At 67.7% G+C, this 24,126-nt stretch carries 23 protein-coding genes and 1 pseudogene; 15 read left to right on the forward strand and 9 right to left on the reverse strand.

All coding sequences use genetic code 11. The features are described 5' to 3' along the window. Positions 1 to 9 precede the first annotated feature (9 nt). The 3 genes from NEH16_RS33375 to NEH16_RS33385 all read left to right on the forward strand — a co-directional run bounded on the left by NEH16_RS33375 (position 10) and on the right by NEH16_RS33385 (position 1,569). On the forward strand, positions 10 to 693 hold the full coding sequence (locus tag NEH16_RS33375; protein ID WP_265546964.1) for a RibD family protein: 684 nt from the start codon (positions 10 to 12) through the stop codon (positions 691 to 693). Between the two features lie 64 nt (positions 694 to 757). Continuing rightward, entirely contained in the window at positions 758 to 1,174 is a 417-nt protein-coding gene (locus tag NEH16_RS33380; protein WP_265546966.1) for a dCMP deaminase, read from the forward strand. 89 nt (positions 1,175 to 1,263) lie between these two features. After that, entirely contained in the window at positions 1,264 to 1,569 is a 306-nt protein-coding gene (locus NEH16_RS33385) for a helix-turn-helix transcriptional regulator (RefSeq protein WP_265546967.1), read from the forward strand. 1,021 nt (positions 1,570 to 2,590) lie between these two features. Here NEH16_RS33385 and NEH16_RS33390 read toward each other — a convergent pair. Continuing rightward, a complete protein-coding gene (locus NEH16_RS33390; RefSeq protein ID WP_265546968.1) occupies positions 2,591 to 3,124 on the reverse strand; it encodes a hypothetical protein in 534 nt (177 codons plus the stop codon). Between the two features lie 128 nt (positions 3,125 to 3,252). On the opposite strand from NEH16_RS33390, the gene NEH16_RS33395 reads away from it, so the two are divergent. The 4 genes from NEH16_RS33395 (at position 3,253) to NEH16_RS33410 (ending at position 6,401) form a co-directional block, all read left to right on the forward strand. Further along, the gene (locus NEH16_RS33395; protein WP_265546969.1) at positions 3,253 to 4,005 is read left to right on the forward strand and encodes a hypothetical protein; all 753 of its coding nucleotides are present in this window, start codon (positions 3,253 to 3,255) and stop codon (positions 4,003 to 4,005) included. Between the two features lie 5 nt (positions 4,006 to 4,010). Further along, positions 4,011 to 4,637 carry a hypothetical protein gene (locus tag NEH16_RS33400; protein WP_265546971.1) on the forward strand — a complete coding sequence of 209 codons (627 nt, stop codon included), beginning with the start codon at positions 4,011 to 4,013 and terminating at the stop codon, positions 4,635 to 4,637. A gap of 8 nt (positions 4,638 to 4,645) precedes the next feature. Beyond that, positions 4,646 to 5,395, forward strand: a complete 750-nt coding sequence (locus tag NEH16_RS33405; protein WP_265546973.1) for a DUF721 domain-containing protein — start codon at positions 4,646 to 4,648, stop codon at positions 5,393 to 5,395. 127 nt (positions 5,396 to 5,522) lie between these two features. Next, positions 5,523 to 6,401, forward strand: coding sequence for a hypothetical protein (locus NEH16_RS33410; protein ID WP_265546974.1), 879 nt, complete (start codon positions 5,523 to 5,525; stop codon positions 6,399 to 6,401). Positions 6,402 to 6,631: 230 nt separating this feature from the next. On the opposite strand, the gene NEH16_RS33415 is transcribed toward NEH16_RS33410, so the two are convergent. The 3 genes from NEH16_RS33415 to NEH16_RS33425 form a co-directional block, all read right to left on the reverse strand. Further along, positions 6,632 to 7,477, reverse strand: a complete 846-nt coding sequence (locus tag NEH16_RS33415) for an HNH endonuclease signature motif containing protein (protein ID WP_265546976.1) — start codon at positions 7,475 to 7,477, stop codon at positions 6,632 to 6,634. A 114-nt stretch (positions 7,478 to 7,591) separates the two neighbouring features. Beyond that, on the reverse strand, positions 7,592 to 8,494 hold the full coding sequence (locus NEH16_RS33420) for a DUF4231 domain-containing protein (protein WP_265546977.1): 903 nt from the start codon (positions 8,492 to 8,494) through the stop codon (positions 7,592 to 7,594). 73 nt (positions 8,495 to 8,567) lie between these two features. Further along, on the reverse strand, positions 8,568 to 9,128 hold the full coding sequence (locus tag NEH16_RS33425; protein ID WP_265547492.1) for a hypothetical protein: 561 nt from the start codon (positions 9,126 to 9,128) through the stop codon (positions 8,568 to 8,570). 383 nt (positions 9,129 to 9,511) lie between these two features. Here NEH16_RS33425 and NEH16_RS33430 point away from each other — a divergent pair, with 383 nt between their 5' ends. The 4 genes from NEH16_RS33430 to NEH16_RS33445 all read left to right on the forward strand — a co-directional run bounded on the left by NEH16_RS33430 (position 9,512) and on the right by NEH16_RS33445 (position 12,774). Continuing rightward, entirely contained in the window at positions 9,512 to 10,894 is a 1,383-nt protein-coding gene (locus NEH16_RS33430) for a hypothetical protein (RefSeq protein ID WP_265546978.1), read from the forward strand. Positions 10,895 to 11,244: 350 nt separating this feature from the next. Then, entirely contained in the window at positions 11,245 to 11,769 is a 525-nt protein-coding gene (locus NEH16_RS33435) for an RNA polymerase sigma factor (RefSeq protein ID WP_265546979.1), read from the forward strand. Beyond that, the gene (locus NEH16_RS33440; RefSeq protein WP_265546980.1) at positions 11,766 to 12,578 is read left to right on the forward strand and encodes a hypothetical protein; all 813 of its coding nucleotides are present in this window, start codon (positions 11,766 to 11,768) and stop codon (positions 12,576 to 12,578) included. The genes NEH16_RS33435 and NEH16_RS33440 overlap by 4 nt, the downstream gene beginning before the upstream one ends. Beyond that, positions 12,568 to 12,774: a hypothetical protein gene (locus tag NEH16_RS33445; protein WP_265546981.1), complete on the forward strand. Its 207-nt coding sequence runs from the start codon at positions 12,568 to 12,570 to the stop codon at positions 12,772 to 12,774. The genes NEH16_RS33440 and NEH16_RS33445 overlap by 11 nt, the downstream gene beginning before the upstream one ends. Positions 12,775 to 12,845: 71 nt before the next feature. Here NEH16_RS33445 and NEH16_RS33450 read toward each other — a convergent pair whose 3' ends face one another. The 3 genes from NEH16_RS33450 to NEH16_RS33460 form a co-directional block, all read right to left on the reverse strand. Then, complete coding sequence (locus NEH16_RS33450; RefSeq protein WP_265546982.1) at positions 12,846 to 13,007, reverse strand: hypothetical protein; 162 nt, start codon at positions 13,005 to 13,007, stop codon at positions 12,846 to 12,848. A 536-nt stretch (positions 13,008 to 13,543) separates the two neighbouring features. Next, positions 13,544 to 14,338 (reverse strand): DUF4231 domain-containing protein, encoded by a 795-nt coding sequence (locus NEH16_RS33455; RefSeq protein WP_265546983.1) that lies wholly within the window; start codon positions 14,336 to 14,338, stop codon positions 13,544 to 13,546. 403 nt (positions 14,339 to 14,741) lie between these two features. After that, on the reverse strand, positions 14,742 to 14,948 hold the full coding sequence (locus NEH16_RS33460) for a hypothetical protein (RefSeq protein WP_265546985.1): 207 nt from the start codon (positions 14,946 to 14,948) through the stop codon (positions 14,742 to 14,744). A 995-nt stretch (positions 14,949 to 15,943) separates the two neighbouring features. Here NEH16_RS33460 and NEH16_RS33465 point away from each other — a divergent pair. The 3 genes and pseudogenes from NEH16_RS33465 to tpg all read left to right on the forward strand — a co-directional run. After that, positions 15,944 to 17,632: pseudogene (locus tag NEH16_RS33465) on the forward strand (PP2C family protein-serine/threonine phosphatase); the annotation flags it as partial. Between the two features lie 367 nt (positions 17,633 to 17,999). Further along, positions 18,000 to 20,204: a telomere-associated protein Tap gene (gene tap, locus NEH16_RS33470; RefSeq protein ID WP_265546986.1), complete on the forward strand. Its 2,205-nt coding sequence runs from the start codon at positions 18,000 to 18,002 to the stop codon at positions 20,202 to 20,204. Positions 20,205 to 20,210: 6 nt separating this feature from the next. Beyond that, positions 20,211 to 20,765 carry a telomere-protecting terminal protein Tpg gene (tpg, locus tag NEH16_RS33475; protein ID WP_265547493.1) on the forward strand — a complete coding sequence of 185 codons (555 nt, stop codon included), beginning with the start codon at positions 20,211 to 20,213 and terminating at the stop codon, positions 20,763 to 20,765. A 1,053-nt stretch (positions 20,766 to 21,818) separates the two neighbouring features. Here the strand turns inward: tpg and NEH16_RS33480 are convergent. Continuing rightward, complete coding sequence (locus NEH16_RS33480; protein WP_265546988.1) at positions 21,819 to 22,418, reverse strand: hypothetical protein; 600 nt, start codon at positions 22,416 to 22,418, stop codon at positions 21,819 to 21,821. Positions 22,419 to 22,654: 236 nt separating this feature from the next. Between NEH16_RS33480 and NEH16_RS33485 the strand changes: the two genes are divergently transcribed. Then, on the forward strand, positions 22,655 to 23,563 hold the full coding sequence (locus NEH16_RS33485) for a hypothetical protein (RefSeq protein WP_265546990.1): 909 nt from the start codon (positions 22,655 to 22,657) through the stop codon (positions 23,561 to 23,563). Positions 23,564 to 23,599: 36 nt separating this feature from the next. Here NEH16_RS33485 and NEH16_RS33490 read toward each other — a convergent pair whose 3' ends face one another. Beyond that, entirely contained in the window at positions 23,600 to 24,064 is a 465-nt protein-coding gene (locus NEH16_RS33490; RefSeq protein WP_265546992.1) for a hypothetical protein, read from the reverse strand. Positions 24,065 to 24,126: the final 62 nt, after the last annotated feature.

Genomic DNA, 24,126 nt, shown 5'->3' on the forward strand with positions numbered 1-24,126 from the left:
CCGACGCCCATGACCGCACGTCCGTACGTCATACTCTCCGCTGCCATGTCGGTCGACGGCTACCTGGACGACGCCAGCCCTCAGCGGCTGCGCCTGTCCAACGCGGCCGACTTCGACCGCGTTGACCAGGTCCGCGCGGAGTCCGACGCCATCCTGATCGGTGCGACGACCATGCGGAAGGACAACCCGCGCCTGCTGGTCAACAGCGAGGAACGCAGGGCTCAGCGCGTTGCCGAGGGCAAGCCTGCCTACCCGCTCAAGGTCACGGTCACCCGGACCGGGGACCTCTCCGCTGACCTCAACTTCTGGCACCACGGCGGCCCGAAACTGGTCTTCACTGTCGATGACGCAGTGGAGAAAGTGCGCGCCACGCTCGACGGCCTGGCCGACGTCGTCAGCGTCGGCCCGGAACTCGATTGGGGCCTGGTCCTCGATGAGCTCGGGCGCCGTGGAATCGGCCGACTCATGGTGGAGGGCGGCGGCACGATCCACACCCAGCTCATGGCCGCAGACCTCGCCGACGAAGTGCACCTCGCCATCGCACCCCTGCTGGTCGGTCAGCCGGAGGCGGCACGCTTCCTGGCCGCCGCCGACTATCCCGGCGGAACGACGGCCCGGATGAAGGTGCTGGAGGTCCGGGCGATCGACGACGTCGTCTTCGTCCGCTACTCCCCGAAGGAGCGCACCGCCTGATGTACGCCCCCGACCGAGCCCAGGACCTGCGCTGGATGCAGCGTGCGATCGACCTCGCCATGCTGTGCCCTCCGGCTCCCGGCGCCTACTCGGTCGGAGCGGTCATCGTTGGCGAGGACGGCACCGAGTTGGCGTCCGGCTACTCCCGCGCGACCGGCCCCGCGAGCACGCGGAGGAAGTCGCCCTCGCCCAACTCCCCCAGGGCGACCCGCGCCTCGCGGGTGCGACGATCTACAGCACGCTGGAGCCCTGCTCCCAGCGCAGCGCCTCCCGTACGCCCTGCGCGTACCGAATCCTCGAGGCTGGCATCCCGCGCGTCGTCATCGCTTGGCGTGAGCCGAGCCTGTTCGTCGACGACTGCGTCGGCTACGAGCAGCTGGTGGAGGCCGGAGTGACTGTCGTGGAGCTGCCCGAGTTGGCGGCGGCCGCGAAGGCGACCAACTCCCACCTGCCGGGTCTGGGCGAGGAGGGGTCCCGGTGAACGTCGCGCCTCTCGCAGTAGCGCCGCGCCCCCGCCGGCGATCAGATCGTGTATCTTTCGCAGTTACAACGATCATGGAAGGCGTGGCTATGTCCGACTCGGACCGCTCGCAGCGGGTGGACGCTCTGCTGAACGGCCTGCCCGAGGCTCTGCCGTCTCCGCATGTGCGCGCGAAGCTGCGCCTCGCGGCCGGCCTCACTCAGCAGGACATCGCGGACGCCGTGGGCGTGAAGAGGGTCGCGGTCACGCGGTGGGAGTTGGGCCAGACCAGCCCTCGACGCCCGCACCGCGAGGACTACTTGCGTCTCCTCAAGGGCCTCGCAGAACGCTTCCCCGAGGCTGCGAAAGCGGATGAGGGCATGCCGACGCCGGCCTCCGAAGGGGGGTCGGGATGACCTAGTGGTCATCGGCCGCGCGCGCCAAGAGGCGGACTACCAATCCGCTGGCCTCGCGCGGCCCGTCTACCGACCGGCTTACCGCCGTGTCGGTCGCTCAGGTCCCAGTTACCGCTGGTCCTGAGCCACGACTCACTGAGCCGCTCATATCTCTACCGGCCCTTACCAGGGCCACCACCACCGGCCGCTTACCACGGCCACCACAGCCGCAGATCCGCACCACTGGTGTCACCGCGGGCCCCCACCACAGGGGCTTCGCGATTCACCGGGATCAAGAGAAGAGGAGAAATCTCCCCCACCTGACCCAGGTCCGCCCTCTTCTCACGAAGGAGGCGGTCCCTGACACATCCGCACATCTGAAGTCGGTCCAGCCCCAAGGGGCTCTGGTCGGTCCAGCTATATGGAGAGCAGGTCGTTTCTCATAGTGCCCGAAGTGGCGTCCCCCTGTCAGCTTGACCCCGTCCGTTTCGCCCCGGTACGGGCCACGCGATCTTCCTCCGCGTCAAGCAAGACCCATGCGATTTGGGCTATCTATTCACTTCGGCCACATAAATCCTTGGCCATTGATGTAACCAACGCGACAATCGCTGTCCGCGGCTCGAACAGCGCGGTCTGGGACGGTGACAGCGGGGCTTGCGTGGCTAGCCCCCGCATCAGCCACGTTGCCGCCATGACACCCATCTCTCATCCGTACCCGCGCGCCCGCGCCCTTCCCGGCGGCCCGTCGAGCATCTTGGCGGCACCGGCTGCCGCACGGAGCTTCCGCCCGTGGGGCGGGGCGCGATTGCAAGTTGTTGTCCGCGGGGCGGGAGGGAGAACGGGTTCCGCCGCTGCTCGGACTCTGTCCACAGGCGGCCTGCATGAGGCTGCCGGGATGATCTCTTTCTCGTGGGTGGCGAAGGTCCTCGAGCCGGTGTCCGGATCGCGTCCGGCGTGTGAGCGAGCGGCTGACCAGTTCAGGATGTGTCCTCTCCGTCAGCCGTTCGGCCCGCGTTCCTCCGGTCTGGTGCCCGCGTCGGTGTCAGCCGACCGGAGCGGGTTTCGGCACGTCTGCCTTCTTCTCGACGAAGGCCCACTGCCCGTTCGGTGCGGAGTAAGGGGTGCCGGGCGGAACGGTCATCCACAGGGATCCGTCGTCGGCGATGAGGAGCATGCCCTGCGCGTGCAGGGAGTGGATGGATTCACGGACGTCCTCCGGCTCGGATCCAAGCGATTCATGGAGATCTGCCACGAGGTCCGTGTCGCGCAGAATGAGGTCGAGGTGGCATGCTGCGGCGATCGGAATCTGAGGTCCGTAGATCGCGCGGTACTCAAGCAGGAGGCGCATGGTGGCCGCCTCTCCGGAGTCGGCGCCGAACTCCTCGACCACCTTGTCCATCACATTCTCGTCCGTGCCGGTCGGCCTGTCCCATTCCTGGTAGTAGCAGCCAGGTGGGTTGAGGTTGTACAGGCTCCTGATGCGAGGGGCTCCGGGAGTCCGGCGGTTCCTGGTGGCGCGGCGGGCGTTCTTCTGTGCTCTGCGGGCGCCGGGGTTCTGCTTCTTCTTCGATGCCATACCCGACACAACGACTTGGATGGGTACCGGTTTCCGTCTTCCCGTCCCACAGGCCGTCCGGCCGGGGACGTGGTCCTGTGACGACGCGAGCCGCGGCTACCCCGGCGTCCGAGGCGACCAGGGAGTCGGTGGACGAGGTAGTCATGCTGCCAGAGCTGTGGGTGCCGGAGGCGTCGCAGTGGCTGTCGTCGTCGGCGGGGCGCATCGCTCTGGACGGCTATTCGTGGATGCAGGCCGTGCACTGGGTGGCCGGCTCCGGGTTGTACCGGCCGCGGCGGTACCGGTCGCACGGGCCGCGCTCGTTCGGGCCGACGACGGTGCGCGTCGCCCAGGAGCTCGCGGCGCTGTTCCCGTGCCGTCCGGGGATCGACTACCTGGTGCGGCGCACCGGGCTGTCGGAGCGGTCGGTGGAATACCACCTGCAGATCCTGCGGGAGACGGGCCTGCTCGCGTGGATCGTGAAGGGCACCCGGGTCTCCGGCGGACCGGCGCAGGCCAGCGAGTTCGCGCTGATGGTGCCGGTGGAGTTCGACGTGGCGCTGGGCGTGCGTACGGCCGGTGAGGGCACCGCGCGCCGGATGACGGGGATCGCGGAAGCCGGCCGGGAGCTGATGGCGGCGCTGTCGAAGAAGGCAGCCCGCAAGGTCCGCAAGCGGCGGTCGAAGTCGTCCTCGAAGTCCCCGGCGAAGGGTGCCCGGAAGGCTGCTGACCAGGGTGTTGTGACGGCTGTTTCGGATGAGGTCCGTTGCACCCCAATGGGGGTAGTTCCCGCAGTGCTTTTTCTGCGGGAACTACCTCTCTTCCCCCTGAGAACGAGCTCGCAAGCGGGCAGAGCGATTCCCCCACCCCGAAGAAGGTCAAGTGCGGCCGCCGGCAGCTGAACGCGGTGGGGCGCCGTTTCCAGCTGGCCTCGGAGCTGATCCGCCAGGTGCCGTGGATGGGCCGCGCCGCGGTGCCCCGGATCGCCTGGATCCTCAAGGAGGTCTCCGACGCGGGCTGGACGGCCGACCAGGTAATCGCGTTTCTGGACTGCGGCGACGCCCCGGGCAGCGTCCACCGCCCGTCGGGGTTCCTCGCCGGGCGGCTGAAGGGTGCGGTGGCGCTGTGGCCGACCAAGGAGGGCCGGGAGCGGGCCGTCCAGGCGTACCGGGACTCCCGGCGCGCGGAGAAGGCCCGCCACCAGGAGTGGGAGGGCGCCTGGACGTCTCCGCGCAGTGAGTCCGTCCGCCGCCTGGTCGCCAACGCGCTCGCCCCGCAGCAGCCGCAGTACGACATCCCGGACGGCCACCAGGGCGCGGGCGAGACCGGCCCTGATGTGCCCGGCGAGGACGAGCTCAAGGAGTTCCGGGCCACGGCCTGGCAGGAGTTCATGCTCGGCAGGCCCGACCAGGTCCTCATGACCCTCGACACCCTCGGTCCGGCCGCCGCCGAACAGATCTACGGCCCTGAGCTGGTGCAGCGCGTACGCAAGCTGGTCAGCGGCACCTCGCTGATGACCGTCGGACGCCAGTAGGAGGCGTGATGACCGAGACCCTGAACACCACCGCCAGCAGCAGCGAGCAGCCGGCCTCGGAGCTGTCGGGCGTCGACTTGGCACGGGTCGCGCTGCACCAGGCACGCGAGCTCCAGGGCCTGGTGGCCGACCGGGCCTGGGACGTCCCGGCCGCCGGCGGAAGCATCCTGGACCAGTGGCCGGCCACTGCGGCCGCGCTCTCGCCGAAGCTGGCCGCGCACGCCCAAGCGGTCGCCTTCCACGCGGAGACCGGGCAGCTGGACCTGCGCCCGGACTCGCCCGCGTACGCCACGCAGCTGCGCCTGATTAGCTCTCAGATCGTCGCTGCGGCGAACGACGCGGTCGGCACCCAGGCAGTGCGCACCGTTCGGGTCCTGGCCGTGGGCGCGACGGCCCCGGCACCCCGTGAGGCGGGTGCGGCCCCGACGGCGGCCGCGCCCGAGGCACTGGTGAAGACTCGCGACATGGCCCCACCCGGCTTCCACCGCGCGCTCACCGCCCACCAGGCCGTCCCGCGTGTCCAACTCGTCAGCTCGGGCGTCACCGAGGCGATCGAACGGCAGAACCAGGCGATGCGCGAACGCAGCCGCCGGGCGTTTCCCGAACCCGACGTCATCGCGGACGACGCGCCAGCCCCGATCGAGCAGACCCGCGCGCAGCGACGCCGCCAGGCTGCGGCGACCGAGGCCGCCGCCCTGCGCCGGACTCGTGCGGAACGGGCCCGGCAGGACCACAACAGCCCAGAGTGCTTGCGGTAGGGCTGGAACAAACGGTGTCCGCATGACCAGAGCCGGGTGGTGTTCACCGTGGCGGCTGATCAAGGTATTGAGGCCGTCGTCGGCTGCAAGGATCAGAGCCCGCGAGAAGGTGAAGGAGACGACAAAGATGCCGAAGAAACGCAAGAAGGATCGCAAGGCGCCCTCGAGGCGGTCCTCGGTTCAGACCACTCCGGCCCAGCGTGCAGTTCTGGAGCTGGTGGACTGGAACGATGCCTCGGAAGAGGGCGTCGACGTGATCGATGCCTTCACCGAACGGTTTCCCACTCCTGTTGACGCGGTGAAGGCGGTACAAGCTGGCGAGTGCGTGCAGTGGACAGGCGGGATCGACGGATCGACGATGCGCCACCGTGTCCTCCTGTTCGACGATGGCACCGCCACCGTCGAACAGGCCGTCTTCGTCGGCGGCCCACTTGAGGAGCTCCTGTTGTGTGCCTGGCACCAGGCTGGGGAGCAGAGGCGGGATTCGCTGGAGGCCGGAGTCCTCGCTGCCCTTGGCGAACTTCACACTGCGATCCGGCCGGTCCTGGAGGCTGAGATCCGCAAGGTTCGTCCCGACTACACCGCAGCTGTTCCGCAGCCCTTCCGCGAGGACCCGGAACTGTACGGACCGGGCATGCCGGTGTTCGGATGGCGCATTCTCCACCCGGTGGGCCCGGATACCACCTGGGAGGACACCCGCGATACCGCTGCCTGGAACACCTCCGAGACAATGTCTGGCTTGCTCGGCTACTACGACCACGTACCCGAACTTCAGCAGGCCGGCCTTGCCGCCGTACTGCGCAAGCACGATGTCCCCGTCGTGCTCTGTGTGGACTGCGGCCAACCCATCACCGACCGCCATCCTCGGTGGATGAGTGTCTGGGTCACCCCCGACAGTGAGCACGGCCCTGTATGCGGATATCCCCGCGCCGCTCGTGTCACTGCGAAACCCGCGCTCGGGACGTTCACCGACCACGACTTCGGCGGCCCGCACCATCCCGCCTGAGAACACGGACCAGGCGCCACGATCGTGCGGGTCTAAGCATGCGGCAGGGCCGGCGGATTCCGCCGGCCCTGCTCTCTTGCCGTACGTCCTCACCCTGCGGGAATTGTCATCCTCGGGTTGGGGGAGTAGTGGCTGACCTGTTGGCCGTGCCACCTTGCGGAGGCGCCCCGCCGCAGCGGAGGCCGCCCGCGGACCTGCGCCTTGGGTGGTGCTGGGGCAGGTTTTGGGGCTCAGTAGCCGTCTCCTATACGTTCCGCAGCTCGTGCAGCCTTGTCGGCGGCCATCTGAAGGAGCCGCGTGTTGTCGGGGAGATTCCCGAGGCTGTCCATCAGCCGTCCGGCTGCTCGTTCTGCTTTGACTGCGGCCTCATGAAGCGTCGATGCGTCGTCGGACAGCCCTAGGAGGTCGCCGGCGGCATCGGCCAGCGTGCTTGCCGTGTCCTGTAGATGGGCCAGCTTCTGCGAGGCTTCAACCAGCAGGAAGGCAGTGTCTTGAAGGTGAGCGAGTTGGTCGGAGGAGCGGCTCAGCGAGTTGACCTCGTCCTCGGAGAGCCCGAATCCATGGATACGCGGGTTGGCGATTTCCTTAACTGTGACCTTCAGTAGCTCTGCTAGCTCAGGAGCCGTCTTCGCGAATGCATCCAAGGCCGGCTCGAGGCGGGAGACCAATGCCGTTTGTGCTCCACTGATCATTTCGCTAAGCCGATCTTCGGTCAGGTCGCCCAGTCCTGCCAGAGCGCTGAGTCCATCGGCCTCTCGATCGTGCTTCCAGCGTTCCAACAGCTCCACCGGGTACTGATCGCTGTTCGTTCCATCGATCTCGGAGTGATGCGGGTGGCAGAGCAGGATGAGGTTGGCGAAGCTGTTGCGCTCGCCGACTGACCAGCCCGAGTCGTAGCGCTTACCTCCTTCCTCGAACGCCCGGACATGCGCGATCTCCAAGTTCAGACGGGGTGCACCGTTGATCATTCGAATGGTCGGCACGCCGCAGTCGGGCCAGTAGCACCCGCCTCGGGCGAGGGTCATCAGTCCTGCGATCGTTGCGTTGCTGTAGCTGCGCCGCGGTGTGCTAGCCACGAACCCCCCTCAAGTTGGTCACGATGAGTGACCATCCCATCACCGGTCTTTATGCGCAGTAGAGGTTCCGGCCTACTCAGCACCTCTTCCAAGCCGACTCAGCGGGTGCCTCTCTCATGCCGGCGGCTGGCTGGAGGGGAGGGCCTGGTCGGCGGGCTGGTCGAGTTGCTGCTGGCGGCGCCGCTGCTCGTTACGGTGATCCTCGACGCGTTGGGTGAACAGTTTCAGGGCCTGGGACCGCTGGTCCTGGTCGTAGTCGCTGTAGGGCCCAATACCGAGGGTGAAGGCATTGACCTCCTCCTCGATGGAGTCGGCGGTCTGCAGCAGGAAGTAGCTGCGCTCGCGGTATTTGTAGTAGCCGATGAACGCAGCCGACAGCGTCACGGCAAAGCCGATGGCGACGATCGTCACGTTCTGCCAGGTCAGCTTCCCTCCGGTGTCTAACGCGGCCACAGTCGTCGTCGCTGCGGAGCCGATCATGATGAAGTTCTGCAGCGTGTTGTGGACGCGCCGATACTTCCGGCTGTCTGCCCGGTGCTGCTCAATGACGTCAGCGGCATCTTCGCGGTAAAGACCCCGCTGAAGGTCAAGCGAAGTTCCGCGCAGGGCACTCACGATGCGCGCTGATCCCCGCGTGATGTCGAGCCGATCCTCCAGCTCGGCCGTGCTCTCTAGGGAGCCTCGCCGTCGCCTGTCGGCTTTGACCCCTCCCAGGCACAGTGCGATGAGGATGGCGCACACGATGTCGGGCCCGATGAAACGGGAGGGCGTCGCCCAGGTCCAGGCCGTCCAACCCATGCTGGCCAGGAGCGAAAAAGCGGCCACCGACAGAACAACCGTACGAACCCGGGCGACCGATCGCGCGCGGGCAAGTCGTCGCTCCGCCTTCGCGAGATCCCGGTAAACGTCGAGACCCTCGGCTTCCCGCATGGCCAATTCCCAACGCGATTGCTCTTCAGGCTCTCCGTCTGGCGCTGGCTCACTGCCCGACTCTTGTTCACGAATGCTCTCGGTCATGGCTTGTGAGATCCGTTCTTCTGCGGCCCGCATCCGACGGGGGGCGTCGTCATCGAGGTTCCGTGCCACGGGATCAGCGGGCGAACGCTTCGGTCAGGCTGATGCGGTAGCCGTCCTCTTCCATCAGCACGACGGTGACGCCGAACGGGTCGGGATGGTCCAGCTCGATGGGGGTGAAGGAGAAGTTCACCGCGGCCTGGATGGGTGGCACCAGTTCGCCGTCGGGCTGCGGTGTGGGGGCCGGCCTCCAATCGGGGGCGACCGATGCCCAGCCCTCGGGGCTGCGGGACACGAGCTGCTCGGTGTAGGGGAAGTGGTGCAGCATGTGCCCGGCCGGGGTGGCGAGCACCATGTTCAGGCACGGCGCCGGGCTGGCGATCGGCAGCTCGCACGCGGTGGCGACATCGTGTGTCTCCCAGGTGAGGACGACCTCGTCCGCGCCCGCCGCCGCGGCGATGTTCCCGAGCTCCGCGATCCCGGCGAGCGCGTCCTGGCCGACCTTGAGCGGGCGGGCCCAGATCAGTCCGACCAGCTCATTGCGTACCAGCGGCATCATCAGCGGGCGCGGCACGACCCCCTCGCCCAGCGACGCGGTGTACGTCTCCGTCGCGACGCCGATTAGACCGTTCCACATCCGTGCGTCCACGGAGGCCCCCGTATCTCGACTCGTGGTGCTCACAGGCGACCCTGCCACGCGGAGTGATGCGGTGTCAGGGCGATGATCGGCCAGCCCTTCAGGCGGCAGATGCTGGGCTGCTGACAGGCGGAGTGCCGCCGAACAGTGTCGTGTGACGTGAATCACAGAAGGTGTTGGGAGAATGAGTGTCGGATCAGCTCTCTCCCGCCGCAGGTAGGTGAACAGACTTACCCAAGCAACAAGGGAGGCCCAAGATGCCTGCGGCTTCAACGCCGGACTCGGCACCCGAGGATGCCGCTCAGCGGATTGCTGCAGCGCCGTCCGAGGTAACAGAACCGCTGCCCGTTTCCCCAGCGGAAGAGTGCGGCGCGCTCGGGAGCGTGCCGCTCGACGAGCTGAGCGACGCCAGGCCTGCGGCGCCGATGGACGGGCCCGGCCAGAATCATGATGCCTTCCCGCTGCTTGACGATGTCGTCCTGCACTCGGGCGGCCTGGCTGACGTCGTGGACACGGCCGCCTTCTGGTCTAGCGTCAGCGACTCCTTCAAACCGTGGGTCGGTCTGAGCGCCATGCTCAGTGAGTTCACCGCGCAGGCGGCCTTCGGCCTTGCTCCGGCCCTCGCTGGCATTGAGGTGGCAGTCCCCCGACTCCCCAACATCGCAGAGATGGTCGGCCAGTCGCTGCTGGAGGGACTGGGGACGCGCAATGCCGCGTTGTCGGTGCTGGCCGACGTGCGGCCCCAGTTCCCTTCGCTGTCCGAGACCGTGAACTCCGTGCTGCCCTCTGTCGTGAGCACGCTGGGACTACTGGACGGACTCAACCCGACCAGGGCGATCCTGTCCGTGGTCGAGCCGCAGGTCAGTAGCCTGGCGAGCGCGGTGGGACCGGTCGCTCGCCTGTCGTCGATGGCTGACGCCTTTCAGCCGCTGGTCGGTTTCGGTGAACTTGTTCGTCAATCGAACCTCGGCCTGGCTCCGGTGTTCGAAGGTCTCCCGGCTCTGCTTTCCCCGCTGCCCAGTCTGGCGAAGGTGACGGAGACGCTCGCACCGTGCTTTGCCATCCAGGTGGGAGTGCCGCGGATCGTGCAGGAGGCCCTGCGCACCCTGCCGTCGATGGCGGATTTCATCGGTGGCCATATGGCCGACCTCTTCGCTGGAGTTCGGTCTGTCGCCGACTGGGCGAAGTGGCTGAGGCCGTCCGTCCTTGCTGAGGCTCGCTACGCGTTCGACGCGTATATGAAGGGCGACCCGGAGCCGATGAAGGACTTCCTGCGCCGCTGCCTGCGTCTGTGGCCAGTGCTGGAGGACCACTGTCAGGCCCTGGCTGTGGCAATGTTCGAACGTTCGTGGGAGCAGGAGGCCGACCTCACCGACGATCAGTCGGTGCGCAGGGTCTTGATCCGGTACGCCCGCCAGGGCTGCGACTTTGAACGCGATCACGAGATCCGCGGTGTCCCGATCGGATACATCCCGGAGGGCTGGGAGCAGCCGGACACCGTGCCCGGGCCCGAGGATCTGGTAATCCCCCGCCTCATTCCCTGGGCTCAGCAGTTCGAGACCGCTCCGGTGCGCTACGTGGCGGGCCGGCTCGACGAGCAGGAACAGGCTCTGGTCCGGGCCTGGTCGGAGAACCACCCCATGACGTGGCCCAAGGCATCGGACCTGGTGCAGCAGGACGAGGCTCAAGGAGAGCGGGCCCGACGCAAACTGCACCGGCTCGGCAAGGAGTGGCGCAGGCGCGAGACCCTCCAGGAGCTGTCGTGAGTGCGCCGTACGGCTAGGTGATACGTCGGAGACGAACTCGGTTGCATGCAGCCGGAGTTGGCGAGATTCACTCGAAGGTGGCAGGAAATCGCTTGTGCGCCGGAGTGTCCGCCGTGTGACCTCGATCACGCTGCGCATGCGCGGCGCGCCCTTGAGTGACCATCCATGCAGGTCAGGGGAGCCTCAACCGCCTCATTTGATCACTTTGAGCACCTGGGCGAGCGCTCCGCGTGAAATTCGCGCGGCTGCGCATGCGTGTTCGGCCAATTGGTCCGATTGGGTAAACCCGAGCGGTGCTTCGGGAGCCGCTCGCTCCATCAGACCTCAACGAAGAGGACCGAAGACACCCCATGACCGACGACGTGCGTGAGGACGGCCGCGTGCCTGTGGCCGCGGAGGCCCCGCTCCAGTTCCCCGTGGAGTTCGAGGCCCACTACCTCACCAACCAGAAGGCGTTCCACGACTTCGCGCTGTACATCCTGAAGACCAACGACCGGGCGGAGAAGGCCGTCCACAACGCCTACGTGGCAATCCGCACCCGCTGGGACACCCTGCTCGCCGAACCGGATCTGCAGGCCCAGACCTGGCTGATCCTGCGCCGCGCCATCATCGACGAACTGATCGGCGGCTTCCGCGAGGAAGTGGCCGAACGCGACAGCGGCATCGGCCTGTACCCGGCCCTCACCAAACTTCCCCCGCGCCAGTTCGACGTCGTCGTCCTGCGCTTCATCGGCCGGCTCGAAACCAAGAAGATCGCCTGGTACATGGGCCTCACCCCCAGCACCGTCACCCACCACATCCGCAAGGCCCAGGAACGCCTCGCCCCCACCCATCGCCGCGCCACGCGGCCGATCAAGAAGAAGGACATCCAGTGAGCGACACCTGGGAACAGCTCTTCGCCGACGCCGACACCTCCGTCCGCGAGCCCCGCCGCGCCTTCGACGTCGGCGCCGGCCTGCGCCGCATCGCCCACGACACCGCCCACCTCCCGTCCCCCGGCCCGGTCCCCGTCGGCGGCCACCCCAGCGCCCTGCGCCGGCTCGGGGTCATGGCCCGCGTCGTGGTCACCCAGGCCGGAGCGGCCGCCCACATGGAGGAATTGACCGCGCTGCTCGGCGGCGACGACACCATCGCGCAGTTCGACGGCTGGACCACCGGCGTCGACATCGACGGCGTCCAGGTCTTCGCCTGCATGCTCTACCTCGCCCACCACCCCGAAAGCGCCCGCTTCTGGTGGCGCTTCGCCGCCGGTGCCGGATCCAGCGGCGCGGCGTACTGCCTCTACCTCGACCACCTCGCCCTCGGCGACGAGGGCGAAGCGAAGTTCTGGAAGCGGCAGGTGACCACGCTGTTCTGCCCGGACGCGGCCAAGGACCGCGAAGTCGACCCGCAGGCATTCCTCAAGGCACTGGAGCACTTCACCAACGACTCCGCCCGCCGCAACGCCAGCAGAGCGGTCCTGACGGGCGGACTCGAAGCGGACGTCGACCACCTGGCCGACCGTCACACCGACGACGGCCTGGTCTGCCGCCCCGACGCCCGCCTGGCCGACCGCATCCACGAACTCGCCGGCCGCCCTGAAACGCAGAAGTCCGGCGCGGGGCCGAAGGTTCCTAGGCCGCCCAGCCCCCGCCGGACCACACATCAGCACCCCGAAGAACGGAGCACCTGCCATGCAGACTAGCCGCCGCACCCGCACCGCGGACCAGACCCCGACAATCCACCGCACCACCCAGCAGCCCTCCATGATCCGCCGCAGTGTCCGCTGGATCGCCCGCCGCCGTACCGCCCTGCTCTCCAGCGCCCTGCGCGGCGCCGCCTATGCCACCGGCGCCGGCATCATCGGTCTCGGCTTCTACGTACTCCGGCAGCAGATCTGACTCCAGAGCGAAGAGTCGGGCTGAACGATCCTGGTGCGGGTCACCTGGCCAGGTGACCCGCACCAGGATGATCAAGCAGAGCTCGCGAGCTTCACGATCCCGGCGAGTGCGTCCTGGCCGACCTTGAGCGGGCGGACCCAGACCAGCCCGACCAAGTCGCCGCGCACCAGCGGCATCATCAGGGGGCGCGGCACGACCCCCTCGCCCAGCGAGGCCGTGTATGTCTCCTTCACGACGCCGATCAGCTGCGGACCTCCACATCATTCAACAGCCCAAGGCGCGGACAACGACGCATCGCGCCGTATCCATCACCTCGCTGGTCAGTCGCTTCGCCTAGGCCGGGATCGGTGCTGGACAACCAGCGAGATCGATGGCACGTCCGGCGGGAGCGCCCACTCGATCACATGCAAGCCCGCCAGCTCGATCAGTTCCTCCGGGACTCCCAGCAGGTGTAACGGGGTCCGACTGTGCCGGGTCAGCCAAGCCCGGCGCCTCCGCTGTTCCGCCGGGTGGAGCTGCGCCCACACATCGACCATCACCCCCGGCGCTGCGCCGGGCACAGGACGGGTGCGCCGCCGCACGTAGGGCAGGTTGGCCACGTCGGCGGCAAGGGCGATCAGGCACCAAGCAGATTCGTCGGACAGAGAGAGCCCGTGAACGGCCCGCAACCGGCGGGCACGCCACTGCCAGCGCGGTGCCAGCAGCCAGCGGATTGTCGTCAGCGATACAGCCCGCTCCCGGGAGCGATTGACATCTTCTTCGCCGCTCCTCATTGCGCCGAGCGCTCTTCGCGTGAGGCACTCTGCTCCAGCTGGATTTCACGCTTACGCTGTTCTTCTTTGATCCTTTCGACCGTTGCCGCGTACTGGATAAGCCGAGGGGTCTCCTCCAGTCTTTCATAGTCACCGAGTTGGAACGCGCTGGCATTGTAATTCTTCTCAATGTCATCTGCTGTCGACTGTGAGGTAGTGCCGCGCTCCCGGAACTTGAAGTAGCCGGTTACTCCGGCAGAGATTCCGACCAGGGCGCTCAAGGATGAAGTAAAGATCGATAAAACCGTGTTGGATCCCTCGTTCATCGCCGTGAGAGTGGACACCACAATTGACCCGGTGATGATGAGCAGCTGGAACATGTTGTGTACGCGTCTGTTGCGGCTCGCCTGCGCCCGGTAGGAGGTGATGACATCAAGCGAGGCCTCGCGATAGACACGCAGACCCGAGGTCGTGTCAAGGGGGAGCTGAGCGGCCGCCGTCTGGCGCTTCTGCAGCGCATCACGAAAGGCACTCGCTTTTGCGGCAAGGTTTTTATGATTGCTGAACAGCCAGTATGAGCACGCAATCCATAAGATATTGACAATAGCCAACGAAATCCATCTGGCGATTCCGTCATTGGATTTCCATAGGCCAACAAAGACGGTGTATCCGAGCACCCCCGTCAGAGTTAACGAACCCAGCAGGATTAGCCAGCCAATCCTCTGAAGCGCCTTAGCCGCCCTCAGGTCCGCTTCTTTGAGGCTGAATTCAGCGAACTTGTTTCTGTACTCCTCGTGTGGATCGGATGTCACGATACTCCCCCGGATGGACGAATCACCGAAGGTACGGGGAGTGATGAAGGATTTGCAACGGCGTCTTGTGGCTGGCAAAGCCTTATGTGGCGTGAGTTGACTGAAGAAACGCATGAGGTCGGCAGATTTCCGAGCACGAGAGCATCGTCGGCGGGAAGGTGCGCGGGGCTGCCAGTCGGAGGCGTGCGGGGTGGGGCGGTGCCACCACCGCCCCCGCCGCTTGCTGCGCTCGGCACACCCAGAGGCGGGTGACCTCGGACACGAAGCGCGCCGCGTATGCCCGGCTGCTGGAGGGCCTCGCGGCCGCGGCACCAAATTGTCAGCCGCCAGGACCTTGTCGACTAGCCTTCGCCGTCGTCCCGGTGTCAGGCCGGCAACGGACCGGGTTGCGCTGAGGTCCGCCCTACTTGAAGACCCCGAGTACCAACGCGAGCACAGCACTGATCACCATCAACGCCGTCGCGAACGCCTTCCCCGAGGTGGAAACAGATTCCGGTACCGGGCTCCCGCCCCAGCGGGCGACAGCGAACGCTACGCCTGCCACGAAGAACGAGCAGACCACCGCCAGGCCGATACCCATCAGCGCCATCAGGGTGTGGGTGACGTTCAAGGCTCTCCTCCAAGATTCACTTCGTGTAGCGGTACGCCGTCGAACCGCACTGAAATGACGATCCACCCCCCACCTGCGCGGATGAACCGGTTGGATGTTGTTCGCGGCACAACGTGGGGTTGTTTGGCCAACAACCCGATCAGGAGGGGGACGACGTGGGAGCAGCAAGGCGGCCCGGGCGGCCGTGGGCGGAGGCTCGCGGGGCATCCCAGGAGATCAACGAGGTCGTTCACATCCTGCGTGGTTGGCTTGATGCGTCCAACGTGTCGGTGGCAAAGCTGCACCGCCTTCTTACACCGGAGCACTTCGACGGAGCTCCGCGGTCCGTCCCTCCGGTCTGGCGGTTACGCGAGCAGCTCAACGGCGTGGGTCTGACGTGGGAACTCGCCGAGGCCGTCGCAGACATTTGCTTTCCGGCAGAGACGGTGCAGGAGACAGCTCACCGGCTCGACCAGGTTCGGCGGTTGTGGGACGCGGCGAACATCTCACCCACCGAGGCTCATGCCGATCCGACGTACAACCTCGTCGAGGCGCAGAAGCACACGATCCGCGCATTGGAGGAGCTCAACCGTGTGCGGCAGGCGTACGAGGTCAGTGAGCAGGCCCGGCTGCAGGCCTTGCAAGTGGCCACAGTCCTCTTCGCGCTGCTCGGCCAGACGCAGGCTCAGGTAGTTCAGCTCACGAGGCAGCTCGATGCTCTCCGCGCAGCCGACAGCCCTCGTCCTGTCGACGAGGCACGGACCGAGGGCCGCCTCGACCGTGCCCAGAAGCAGACCGAGGACCTTCGCCTCCAACTGGCACGAGCTGAGGAGGAACGCGACAAAGCACAGCAAGTCGCGGATCTCGCTGCCCGTCAGATCAGCCAACTCGAGAGGGAGCTTCGCGACCTCAGGCCCGGTGCGGAGCGCGGTGTCCCGGCTCAGAGCGGGGCGGAGGTCACACTCCCTGGGCCAGCCGGAACTGCTGCGGATGATGATGCTCTTGACCAAGTTGACATGGCCCTCCAGAAGGCCCGCGACGTCCTCGACCGAGAACACGAGGCGGTGCAAGAAGCTGCCGAGGACGTGGGGTGGCGGAATGCCGGCCAAAAGAGCCAGGTGCCTTCAGAAGCCGCCGAGGACGACGAGTGGTGGCTGGTCGAAGAAGCAGAAAAGCGAGGGGGAGTCGTCCCGGGGCAAGTCGTAAGGGACGTACCCACGGTACGAAACGACGACGAGATGTTGTTCGGGACAACCTCAGATAACTCTCCCACCAGCCCAAATACCCCCGGCTCCGGTACAGAACTTGCGGTCCGGAGGGAAGGTGACCGCGTCCGGTTCATTGGGGCCGCAACGCGTCGAATCTCGCGCGGGATCGACCTCGACGAGATCGTGCTCGGGCTGTGCCGCGCGAGCGTACCGACGTTCGCGGACACCATCCTGGTCTATCTCCGTGAGCCGCTTCCGGTGGGCGACGAGCGGCCGACCGTGCCGTTCGTACTGCGCCTGCGCCGCACCGACCAGCTGCGATTGAATGACATGGAGGGTGAGGGACTGGCGCTCGCCCTCGACTTGAGTCCGACGCCGGCGGCCGAACTCTGCGAGGTGCGTGCTGGCGGGGACCTCGCCGATGTGCTGCGCCAGGTGCGGCCGGTCTTTGGCGAGGCCCCCGGAGCCTCTGCTGCAATGCGGGAGCTATGCGGACCCGAGCACAATGTGCCAGGATCGCGCCGAACGATCCTGGCCCCACTGCGGGGGCGGCGCCGCGTCATCGGCGTTGCTGTCTTCCTACGCGCCCCTGACCGGCCGGCCTTCGATCCGCAGGACCTGCTCGTCTCAGCTCAACTCGCCACACATACAGCGCTCAGCATCGACAAAGCTGTCCTGTACGGCCGGGAGGCTTACCTCGCCGGTGAGCTGCAGCGTGCGATGCTGCCAGATTCGCTGCCTCAACCCGTCGGTGCCAAGATCGCTTTCCGCTATCTTCCGGCCGCCGAAACGGCACGGGTCGGCGGCGACTGGTACGACGTGGTCCCACTGCCTGGCAGCCAGGTGGCGCTGGTGGTCGGCGATGTGATGGGCCATTCCGTGACCTCCGCCGCGATCATGGGCCAACTAGGGACTTTGGTGCATGCCCTGTCCGGGCTGAACCTGCCGCCGGACGAGGTTCTCAGGCGGCTCGACATTGAGGCACAACGCCTGGGGCCCGACCGGATGGCGACCTGCATGTACGCGGTGTACGACCCAGTTGCCCATCGGATCAAGATTGCCAACGCAGGCCACCCACCTCCGATTCTGCTGCACCTCGGCGGTCGGGCAGAGGTTCTTAGGGTTCCGCCAGGAGCGCCGATCGGTGTCGGCGGGGTCGACTTCAGCACCGTCGAGTTTGACGCGCCTCCCGGAGCCACGCTGATTCTCTACACAGACGGTCTGGTCGAGTCCCGCATGCGGGACGTATGGACCGGAATTGGGAATCTGCGGCAGCGCATAGCCGAGGTCAGCCGCCCGAGTGGACCCGACCACGCGCCGCCTCTGGAGAGGCTCTGCGACGACGTGCTCGACATGCTCGGCCTGGGCGACCGGGACGACGACATCGCGTTGCTTGCGGCCCGTTTCGACGGGATCGAACCGTAGAACGCAGCGTGCTGGTTGCTGGAACCGGAGGAAGCGGCAGCCGGGTGGATCCGGCGGGTGCTGGCAGCGGCCGGGGACTCTCGCCCGCCGTCAAGCTGCTGGTCAACAAGCTCGTGCGGTAGGGCGTTCTATGCACACACCGCAGTGACGGAGCCGCCGGATCCACTGGCGGAACTTCAGGCTGCATGTGTCCTCGACCATGCGGGGGCAGTAGATCGTCGACTACCGCCCAGTGCCACCAGTAGTCGTGCGGGTTCAGCTCTGCGCCGCCGACCACCTCCCAGGTCAGACGCTGAGCCAGCTCCGAGTCGGCCGTCCCGCCTTGCTCCGCGAAGAACACCCGCTCCACGTCCCGCTACCGCTACATGCGCGATTCATGCGCGATTAAATGCGCGAACGAAAGCGCGATCGAGTAGGCTGTCTATTGGAGGTGACCTCTGTGTCCACTGAGAACGAGCTGTTCAGCGCTGTCGATGCGCTGCTGGAGCAAGTCGCGCAGGACGACCTGCCGGTCCCTGCGGAGCGCAAGCGTCTGCGGGAGGCGGCGGGGCTGAGTCAGGCGCAGATCGCCACGGCGCTGGATGCCCGCCGGGAGGCGGTGGGGAACTGGGAGACCGGCAAGACCGAGCCGCGGCCGCCGAAGCGTGCCGCGTACGCTCGGCTGCTGGAGGGTCTCACCGCCCGCTTCCCCGCCCCGGTCGCCGACGCGCCCGCCGCACCCCCGGTGCCGGTGGTTCCGGAGGCGTTCACCGGCCCCGCTCCCGTTCCCGCCCCGGCGGCCGAAGCACCGGCGGCACCGGCCCCGGCTGCCGCCGTACGCCCGGCGCCCGCCGCGTCGTCGCGGCGCCCGGGTGCGAAGAAGACGGTGGCGAAGAAGACCATGGCGGCCGCGACCGCTGACGTCGACCCGCGCTTCGAGAACGGCCCGCTCGCGGTCATCGACGTCGACGCCGACGGGCAGGTGTCGGCGTACTGCATCGGCGGCCTCGTCCTGGACGTGCCCGCCAAGACGATCCCCGCGCTGGTCGACTGGACGCTGACCGAAGCCCGGCTCGGTCAGGCCCGCCTGCACCGCAACGGCCGCGACGCCGACCCGATCCTCGTCCTCACCGCAGCCGCCCTGGAACGCTTCGGCCTGCCCACCGCACTGTCGGAGGAGGAGCGGCACGCTGGCCGGCTCCCGGCCGGCCACAAGGTGGTCAAGCAGATCGAGCGCGCGGGCCTCCAGATGACCCAGCGCGGCTTCGGCCCATGGGCCCGGCTCTACCGCGACCCCGAAGGCTCCCGGCGGCGCTGCGTCCAGCTGTGCATCCTGCCCTGGCACGCCTTGGACGTCCGCGAGTGGGGGCGCAAGGACGACCCGGAACTGCTGCTGACGATGCACCCGGCCGACCTGGTCCAGTACCTCGGTCTGTACGCAGCCCGGGTGATGACCCCGCGCGGCAGCACGGCGACGACCGGCCTGGAGCTCATGACCGCGCTGCGCCCGCCGACCCGCGCAGAGAAGAACCCGGCGACCGGCGACTTCGAGCGGGCCTTTAACGACGACGCGATCACCGCCCTCTACAAGGTGGTGGACTGCGAGGTCCCCGACGAGCACCCGATCCTGAAGGGCAAGTTCGCCCGGCACCACATGCGCACCCCGGCAGAGATGCTGATGGAGGAGCCCTACGACTGGTGCCGGCCGCTCACCGATGAGGAGTGCGCCAACCCCTACCTGGTCGTCGTCGACCTCAACATGTCCTTCGCCGCCGCCGCGAACGGCCTGGTCGTCGGGTTGAACGGGCCAACCCACCTGACCGGCAACCCCAAGTTCGACCCGGCGCTGCCCGGCTCGTGGCTGGTCGACCTCTCCCACGTCGACCTGTCCCGCGCCCGGGTCAACGGCCGCACCGTTGACGGCTCCCGGCTCCCGAGCCCGTTCACGCCGAAGGGCGACACCCCCGAGGGCCCGGCCTGGTACGCCACGCCCACCGTGCAGTACGCGGTGGAGCTCGGCTTCGACGTCGCACCGATCGAGGCATACGTCCGCACCCAGACCGGCCGCTACCTCGACTCCTGGTACAAGCGGCTGCGCGACGCCTACGTCGCCACGATGGCCGACATGGGTGTCACCACCGACCTCACCGGGACCGAGTTCCTCGAGGCGATGGCGCGGCGCAAGCAGGTCGACCCAGCGATGGCACTGTTGGAGACCGCGATCAAGGCGACGGCGAAGGGCGCGATCGGCAAGCTGCGCCAGCGCTCGCGGGGGCAGGTGCCGTACTACGAGCCGTACCCGGCGTTGGAGCGGGTGAACTGGCGCCCGGACATCCGGGCCGCCGTGCTCGCCAACCAGCGGGTTGGCCTGCACCGCAAGCTGATGAAGACGGCGGCCGCCGCCGACCTGTACCCGGTCGCGATCGGCACCGACGCGATCGTCTACCCCTCGCCCGGGCCGTCCCCGCTGGACGTCCTGCCGACCACGCCCGAGGGCAAGCCGGTGCCCGGCGGCTTCCGGCTCGGTGTTTCGCCCGGGATGGTCAAGCACCAGGGCACCCAGACCGTCCTGTGGGCGGAGCAGCAGTTCGAGGAGCGCGGCGGCGTCTTCAACATCTCCAACCTCATCAAGACCGCCGACCCGACAGCCGGAGAAGGGGAGTAGGCCGTGGTGGACTCGCTCGGGGACAGCCTGGACCGCGCACTGGAGAAGGCGTTCACCCGCCCCGCCCCCAAGAGCGCCCAGGCGCAGATGAAGTACCTCGTCAAGCAGCTCAAGGGCACCAAGGCCGCCGCCCAGGCCCTCGGGATCACCCAGCGCACCGTGGAGCGGTACGTGACTGGCAAGCTCAAGCGGCCCCGCCAGGAACTGCGCGGCCGCCTGGAGCGCGAGGTCAAGAAGCGGTGGCAGCCGCAGGTCCGCGCGAAGGCGAGGAAGAAGGCGGCGACCACAGACGGCCTGGTCGTTTCCACCCGTGCCCGCTTCGGGTTCGAAGCTGCCGCAGGTTCGACCGACGACGCCCGAATCCGGGATATCACCCAGGCCCTGCCGCCGCAGTTCGCCGACCAGTTGTTCAGCGCACGCGAGCAGGGCGCCAACGAGCAGCAGCTCCGGCAGATCGCCGCCGACGGCCTGGCCCAGATGTACTTCCGCGCCAACAACAGCAGGGCCCACGGCCTGGGCGTGGAGTTCACCGACGTGGAACGGCTCGACATCGAGCTGTAGACCGGCTCCCGCAGGAGCGCCGGGCTGCCGGCTGTGACTGAGTGCTTGAGGTAGCGAGTTCGCACCTGATCTGGCGAGTCGAGCAGAACGGCCCCCACTCGCGTGGGGGCCGTTCTGTACCGCGGATATTGATTACCCTCCGCGTGGCATCGGGGTGGCACGGACAACGATCCCGGGATGGCTGTCTCGGCTCCTGCACTGCACCGTACCGGCACCTCGGCCTCGCCAAGGCTCCCGCGGCGATCCGCCACTCGCACGGGTGCCAAAGATTCGCTCACCTCGCCAGGTGAAGCGCTCAGGCACAGCCGGGGACGAGGCGTTTCGCATTCCTCCGAGCAGCAGACCGTGAGGCCCTCGGCTCCCGAGGCGCCCTCAAGTTCCGCACTTCAGCCGTAACCCTCTGTCATCCATTTCATTTCATTTCATCGCGACGCAAGGAAATGAAATGAAATGGATTGCCTTGGAGTGCATTGCGGCCCGCGTTTTCCTGCTTTTCTCACAGGGGGGGAAGACCGGTGAATACCGCTTCACTGCTCGATGGTGACCGGGATCACACCCACTCCCGTGAGCTGCGGTTTTTCCGGCATGGATGTATCGCTGGTGCGCGAAAAGGTAGGCAGAGTGTAGGCAGTGTGTTGTCTGGTGCGCGCATTCCCGCATGAGCAACTACACCGATCAGCTTCTCGCCGATAGACTCCGCAGAACGCGAAAGGAGCCCTGCACCCCAACGGGTTTCCCAGGCCCCTGAGTTGGGAGGGCTCCTCTCGCGGTGTCCCTAAACGCACGCTCACGCAAGGAACCGCATGACCGAGCCTAGCGCGAATTCAGATCCGAAACACCCACGCCGTGTGGACAGATGGCGCTCGTCCATCAGCGCTCACCTGCGGAAATGGAGTGGAGGCCGTGGACACGGTGTTCAGCGTCACTTCCTGCAGGGCGTCGCCTACAAGCTGGGTAGTGGCGCCGTGACGCTGCTGATCCTGTGGTGGGAAACGCGACGCTGACAGCGTCACGGGCCTGTAGCTGAGCGCGGGCCCTCACCGCCGGCAAAGGTCACCCAGCCCGGCCACCGCGTCGCCGTATCCACCAGGACTGCTGCGGCGCGGTGGCGGCATTGACGGCCCGGCCGAACGCCTCCAGCGCGGCCTCCAGGCGCGCGGTGTTCTCCACGTCCGACAGGGCGTTCAGCAGCTGCTCCGTGGCGGTGACGACGGCCGGGTCGGAGGAGCGCATGAGCGGGGCAGCGGCGGTGGCGGCCCGGGTGAGCGGCTCGCGCACGGCGGCCACGGTCTGCTTGCTCGCCACCCGCTCCCGGCTCAGCAGTTCGGCCGCGCGCCCGAAGCCCACAAGCCCGCTCAGGACGTCGGTGCCGCCGGCGCCCCGGGCGCGGGCGGCACCGCCGGTGAAGGCGAGCACGGCCAGCAGGAAGGTCCGGCCGCGCTCGGCCGGTCCCTCCCACAGCAGCCGGTTGGTGGTGGCCGCACTCTGCAGTTCCATCACGGCCACCGTCATCGCATCCGCCTGCACCCGCAGGGCACCGATCTCAGCCTGCTGCTCCTGGCGGTTGCGGGAGCGGTTGGTCAGCCACGCCGCGAGGACGGCAATGAAGGCCCCCGAGACGAGCGTGCTGGCCAACTCGATCAACTTGTCCATTCCCACAGGCTGACCGCGCGCCGGGCCCGTCGTCCGGGCCGTTGCGCACCTGACGCACAACCCGCACCCTCCCGTTGCCCAAGAGGCCCGACCCTGCGCTGCTACGCCGGTGCCGGGCCTCATCCGCATATCCGTGGGGGACGGGCTTCACGCGTTGACATGTCCAAGGCCGACGGCCCACGAGTCGTCACGGGCCCCCGGACGAGACAGTTGACCGGGTACATAGGCTCTCGGGCATGAACGAGGAGAGCCTGCACGAGATTCTGAGCGGCATCGAGAGGTCCGTCCGCGACTTCACCCAAGCCGAAGCCGCCCTCGCGGAAGCCGAGCAGCGGCAGGACCGCACCCGCCAGGCCGTGCTGGAGCAGGTGGAGCGACTGCATGCCGAGGTGGATGCCGTCCACGCCCCCGAGCTGATCGGCGTGCTCAGGCACCTGTACTGGCAGCAGCCAGGCATCCACGGACGCCCCCTCGCAGAAGCCGCCGGCCTCAACCTCCACGAGATGCTCGCCGCGATCGGCCCGGCGCCGTCAGGGATCCTGTGCGCCGACTGCGGCACGGAGCTGCTGCGCACCAGCCGCTCGTGGAAGCCGCCAGCCCGGTACGGGCCGCCACTGTGCCCGGACTGCGTCAGCCAGGAGCGCGACGCGCAATGGCGGCAGTGGGGGGCAGAGCGCCTGCGGGCCCGCATCGTCGCCGAGGCCCTGGTGCAGGCGCGAGCTATGGACTGGCGCGCCGCCGCCGAGTTGGTGCTCGCCTTCCCACCGCTGTCCCAGAAGGTTGGCCGCGGCACCGTCGCAGACCAGCAGGACGGCGTCTGGCGCGGTTGGGAGAACGCCCGGGTGATCCGCAACCGCCTGATCGCGGCGGCCGCCGACGGTGACGACACCACGGGCTTCGCCGTCGAAGAAGCGCATCTCCTGGTGGAGACCGCACTGCGAGTTGTTGACTGGGACACGGCCCGAACCCGCGACATCGTCGACCCGATCACCCATGAACCGGCGCTCGCCCTGCTCACCCGGCTCAAGCGCGAGGTCCGTGCCATCGCTCAGACCGCCCGGGAGCGCGCGGACGCCGCGTACCCGGAGGGCTGCGAGCTGAGCGAGGACGAGGAGTCCGAGGCATGGCGCGGCATCGGTGGATGAGGGGCTGACGCTCCAGTTCGTGTGGGGCGGGCAGCGTCAGGACGGTTCGCCGGATGTGCGACGGGAGCGCCGGCGGATGACGTCGGGCAGCTCGCGGGAGGCGGCGGCAGGGATGAAGAACAGGCCCGTCATGCCGAGCCCGGTCACGGCGGCGCTCAGCAGGCCCACCGAAAGCGACGGGTCGTCGACCGAGGCCACCCCGCAGAACACCGAGAAGGCGACGACGAACACCAGCGAGAGGACGATCCATCGCTCCCGCAGCGCCGACCGGGTGCCGGCCACCACGCTCAGCCACCAGGTCCAGCCCGCCATCACGCAGAACAGCACGGCCGCCGGCGGCAGCAGCACCGGCGGCGCCCACCGCCCGATGTCGCCGCGGGGCAGCTCCTGCCCGGTCAGGTAGCCGACCTGGACCAGCCACACCAGGTACACCGGTACCTCGATCGCGATGACCACCCACATCAAGACCCGCAGCTCCCGAAACGCGCGGCGCTCGTTCATCCCTTTGGTCCTCCCCTCGATCATCAAGTCCAGGGGAACGTAGCGGCCCGGTGCCGGCGCCC

The sequence above is a fragment of the Streptomyces drozdowiczii genome (genome assembly GCF_026167665.1).
Classification (GTDB): Bacteria; Actinomycetota; Actinomycetes; order Streptomycetales; family Streptomycetaceae; genus Streptomyces; species Streptomyces drozdowiczii_A.

Coding starts and splice junctions, on each gene's coding strand:
- NEH16_RS33445 (WP_265546981.1), top strand. CDS start 12,568: ATGCAGACTAGCCGCCGCACCCGCACCGCGGACCAGACCCCGACAATC.
- NEH16_RS33405 (WP_265546973.1), top strand. CDS start 4,646: ATGACCGAGACCCTGAACACCACCGCCAGCAGCAGCGAGCAGCCGGCC.
- NEH16_RS33420 (WP_265546977.1), bottom strand. CDS start 8,494: ATGACCGAGAGCATTCGTGAACAAGAGTCGGGCAGTGAGCCAGCGCCA.
- NEH16_RS33390 (WP_265546968.1), bottom strand. CDS start 3,124: ATGGCATCGAAGAAGAAGCAGAACCCCGGCGCCCGCAGAGCACAGAAG.
- NEH16_RS33435 (WP_265546979.1), top strand. CDS start 11,245: ATGACCGACGACGTGCGTGAGGACGGCCGCGTGCCTGTGGCCGCGGAG.
- NEH16_RS33410 (WP_265546974.1), top strand. CDS start 5,523: ATGCCGAAGAAACGCAAGAAGGATCGCAAGGCGCCCTCGAGGCGGTCC.
- NEH16_RS33385 (WP_265546967.1), top strand. CDS start 1,264: ATGTCCGACTCGGACCGCTCGCAGCGGGTGGACGCTCTGCTGAACGGC.
- NEH16_RS33480 (WP_265546988.1), bottom strand. CDS start 22,418: ATGGACAAGTTGATCGAGTTGGCCAGCACGCTCGTCTCGGGGGCCTTC.
- NEH16_RS33425 (WP_265547492.1), bottom strand. CDS start 9,128: ATGTGGAACGGTCTAATCGGCGTCGCGACGGAGACGTACACCGCGTCG.
- NEH16_RS33375 (WP_265546964.1), top strand. CDS start 10: ATGACCGCACGTCCGTACGTCATACTCTCCGCTGCCATGTCGGTCGAC.
- NEH16_RS33485 (WP_265546990.1), top strand. CDS start 22,655: ATGAACGAGGAGAGCCTGCACGAGATTCTGAGCGGCATCGAGAGGTCC.
- NEH16_RS33490 (WP_265546992.1), bottom strand. CDS start 24,064: ATGAACGAGCGCCGCGCGTTTCGGGAGCTGCGGGTCTTGATGTGGGTG.